The sequence below is a fragment of the Protofrankia sp. Cj5 genome (genome assembly GCF_917627405.1).
GTDB lineage: Bacteria > Actinomycetota > Actinomycetes > Frankiales > Frankiaceae > Protofrankia.
In genome coordinates this window covers 2782-6133 of sequence record NZ_CAKJTO010000124.1, presented here as the reverse complement: position 1 = coordinate 6133, position 3352 = coordinate 2782, and the positions used below count along the sequence as shown (strand labels likewise).

The following is a 3352-nucleotide window of genomic DNA, read 5'->3' as shown; positions in this document are numbered from 1 at the left end:
CCCCTATTGCCGGTCGCTCTTAATCTCACAAAGCTCGAAAAATCGACTGTGACGCTAGAATCCGGCCGGTGTCGCCAGTCGATGCCAGCCGATGCCATTGAAAGCTCCCCTGAAAGGCCTCCTCGTCGCTCGCGGCGAGCGGCCGGGGCAGCTGGACGGCCAGGATCTCCCCGGGTGCCACCCCGAGGCCGTGCAGGCGCAGCCCGGGGTCGGCGTCGCGGAGCCGCTCGCCGCGCCGGACCCGCACAGCCCGCCCGCAGCGCCGACACCGCCCCGGTTCGCCCTGTTGCCCCGGTTGCTCCGGTTGCTCCGGTTCGCCCTGCGCGCCCGGTTGCGCCGCACCATGATCGTAAGTCTCGCCACAGTGATGACACTGTCCTGGTACGGGAAACGCCGCCCAGGTGAACGGTTCCGCGCCGGCCGGCAGGGCGTCGAGCAGGTCGCCGACGGTGGCACGGTGGTCGACCGGCAGCGGGTGGACGGGCCCGTCCAGCGGCCGGTGGTGCGGGCAGTCGGCGTCCCGGGTCAGGGCGACCGGGGCGGTGTGGCCGGTGGCGCCGTCGATCCGCAGCATCCGGTACTCCGGCGGGCCGGCGAACAGCAGGCGCAGCGCGGCCAGGGCCATCCACCCGGCAACGATCGACGTGGGCACGATCGACGCGGGTTGCGGGCCGTCCGGCCGGATCTCGGCGCAGCTCCACGGCAGGTCGGACGCACCCCGCTGGTGCGGGGTGAGCGAGCAGCCGTAGCAGGCCTCCGTCGGGTCCACCCGCAACCGGATCTCGCCGCCCCACGCAAAAGTGCCGCCGTCCACGAGGGGCGCGCCGACCAGCGCGGTCCGCCCGAGCAGGCGTAACCGAGCGCGTCGGCTGTCCAGACAGCCCAGCACGACCCCAGCGTCGGCCAGCTCACCGAGCCCGACCCCGGTGACCAGCTCGGCCTGCCGGGTCTCGACGGTGACCTCCGGGGCGAGCCGGGCCAGCGCGGTGGCCGCGGCGGCGACCTTCGGTTGCCCGACGTCGCCCGGCCCGAGCAGCACGGCGCGGCTGAGGTTGCTCGCCGCAACCGTGTCCGGATCGCAGAGGATGAGCCGTCCGACGCCGGCGAGCGCCAGGTTCTTCGCCACCTCGTTGCCGAGCGCGCCCACTCCGACGATCACGGCAGTACTGGCTGCGAGCAGGTCCTGATCCCAGTCGGGGATGAGCCGCTGCCGAGCGTAGCGATCGTGGAGGGAAACGCTCACCGGTCCACCCGGTTGAGCGTGACCGGGCAGTGGGTGAGCGTTCCATCGGGCTGCCAGTCGTCCCAGCAGGTCAGGCCGGCGACCGGGTCCCGGTGCACAGCCGCCACGCAGACCGCGCGGTGCAGACCGCACGGGCAGACCACCACCTGCTCGCCCGGCCGGAAGGTGTGGGCGCAGACCAGACACTTCGGGGCGTCCGGCCCCATGTCGGGCCGGGCGACCTGGAACGCGTGCGGGGCGAGCCGGACGACCGGTGCGTCACCTGCCGGCGGCCAGGCGTCCAGCAGACCGGCCGCGAACGCGGCCAGCTCCGCGGTGTCCTTCCCGGTGTCCTTCGCAGTGTCCCCGTTGGGCGCCGGGTGCTGCCGGGTGGCCACGGCTTCGTCCGCGCAGCCCAGCGCCGGATCGAGGTGGACGACCGAGCCGGGGTCGCCGGTGGTGGCATCCCTCCGCAGCCGGACCCGGTCCCCGCGACGAAAGGTGTGTCCGCATCGGGTGCAGCGCAGGTGCGTCCACCACGACTCCGAATGGGTGATGGCACTCCGGCTCCCGTCACGGCCGACCGGGCCGTTGTCAGACGCCTCAGCAGGCGGCTGCGGATCCAATCCCTCGTTGATGCCGACGTCGAGGTCGGCCAGCTCGTCGAGAGCGGCTGCGCCGGCGTCCACGGGGTCGGGTCTCAGCCGCACAGCATCTGCTCCGTAGCGCCACCGCCCACGGCGGCCAGCAACGCCTCCAGCGCGGCCGGGCGGAACGCGTCACCGAGGATCTCCACCCCGGACTCGGTCACGGTGATCCGCACCCGGACCAACCGCCCATCCGGATGGCCGGGGTACTCGGACGCGTCGATGAGGTCCGGCAGGGACGCAACGAACACGTTCCCGCCGGTCCGGGCCTGCGCCGCGGTGCCCTCAGCCATCAACGGACCCAGCCATCAACAGGCTCCTTCACCGATCATCCCCATCGTCGTCCATCATCCCCATCGTCCCGGGATCGACTGCCCGCAATGCGGGCAGATGCCGTGCGTGACCGCGGATTCCAGTGTCTCCCAGATGCCGCGTTGCACCAGTACCGTGTCACAGGCCGGGCAGCGGGTCTCCCGGCCGGCGGCGCCGAGGGCTCGTTCGACGTAGACGTACCGCAGGCCGGCGTCCCGCCCGGTCGCCCGCGCCGCTTCGAGGACGTCGGGGCTGGTCGGTGCCGGCCGGCGCATCCGGAAGTCCGGGGTGAACCGCAGCAGGTGCCAGGGGATGTCCGGGTCGATGCCGGCGAGGTGGCGGGCGATGGCGCGCAGCGCGTCCGGTTCGGCGGAGACGCCGGGGATCAGCGGCGTGGAGACCTCCACCCACACGCCGGCGGCACGCAACCGCTCGACCGCGTCCAGCACGGGACGCAGGCGCGCGCCGGTGAGCCGTCGGTGCGCGGACTCCCCCGCGGCCTTGACGTCGATGTTCACCGCGTCCAGTGCGCCCGCGACCAGGTCGATCGCGGACGCGGTGAGAAAACCGTTCGTCTTCCACACGATCGGCACGCCCGCCGGGGCGGCGAGGGCCGCGAGGGCCAGGGTCAGCTCCGGGGCGAGACCGGGCTCGGCGTAGGACATGGCGAGGGACGCACCGTTCGCGGCGGCCTGCGCGACCAGCTCGGCGGGTTGCGCGGGCCGGCCTGTCCAGGCGACGTCGGCGACCTGGCCGTACTGGGACAGCCGGTGGTTGACGCAGTAGTTGCAGCGGAACGAGCATCCCGGCCCGGCGATCGTGAGCACCCGGCTCCCCGGCCGGACGTGGTAGAAGGGCTTGCGCTCGATCGCGTCAAGGTGCGCGACGGCGACGGCGTAGGTGGCTGTCTCCAGCACACCGGCGTGGTTGCGCCGCACCGCGCACACCCCCGTCTCGCCGGGCCGCAGCTCGCAGCCGTGCGGACACAGCAGGCAGCGGATCCGCCGGGCGTCTTTGTCGTAGTTATCCGATTGTCCGGATTCGCTCCCAAGTGGCTCACCGAGAACGGCCGCCCGCCACACCGGCCCATGCGGATCGTCAGACACGACGTGTTCCGGACCGGTGCGCCTGGTCGTGGGGCTGGTCATGGGGTGCCGGGGTGAGTAGTGCG

At 72.8% G+C, this 3352-nt stretch carries 4 protein-coding genes; all 4 read right to left on the bottom strand.

Annotated elements, in window-relative coordinates; all coding sequences use genetic code 11:
* Positions 1–25 precede the first annotated feature (25 nt).
* Complete coding sequence (locus MJ777_RS19830) at positions 26–1243, bottom strand: ThiF family adenylyltransferase (protein WP_239377412.1); 1218 nt, start codon at positions 1241–1243, stop codon at positions 26–28.
* On the bottom strand, positions 1240–1932 hold the full coding sequence (locus MJ777_RS19825) for a hypothetical protein (RefSeq protein ID WP_239377411.1): 693 nt from the start codon (positions 1930–1932) through the stop codon (positions 1240–1242). Before MJ777_RS19825 ends, MJ777_RS19830 begins: the two co-directional genes overlap by 4 nt.
* Positions 1923–2162, bottom strand: a complete 240-nt coding sequence (locus MJ777_RS19820; protein ID WP_239377410.1) for a radical SAM-modified peptide, FtsH ternary system-associated — start codon at positions 2160–2162, stop codon at positions 1923–1925. The genes MJ777_RS19825 and MJ777_RS19820 overlap by 10 nt, the downstream gene beginning before the upstream one ends.
* A gap of 54 nt (positions 2163–2216) precedes the next feature.
* The coding region (gene amrS / locus MJ777_RS19815; protein ID WP_239377409.1) for an AmmeMemoRadiSam system radical SAM enzyme at positions 2217–3352 on the bottom strand (1136 nt) is incomplete at its 5' end.

Bases quoted from the DNA above. Each gene is read 5' to 3' on its own strand.
- MJ777_RS19820 (WP_239377410.1), bottom strand. From the start codon at position 2,162: ATGGCTGAGGGCACCGCGGCGCAGGCCCGGACCGGCGGGAACGTGTTC.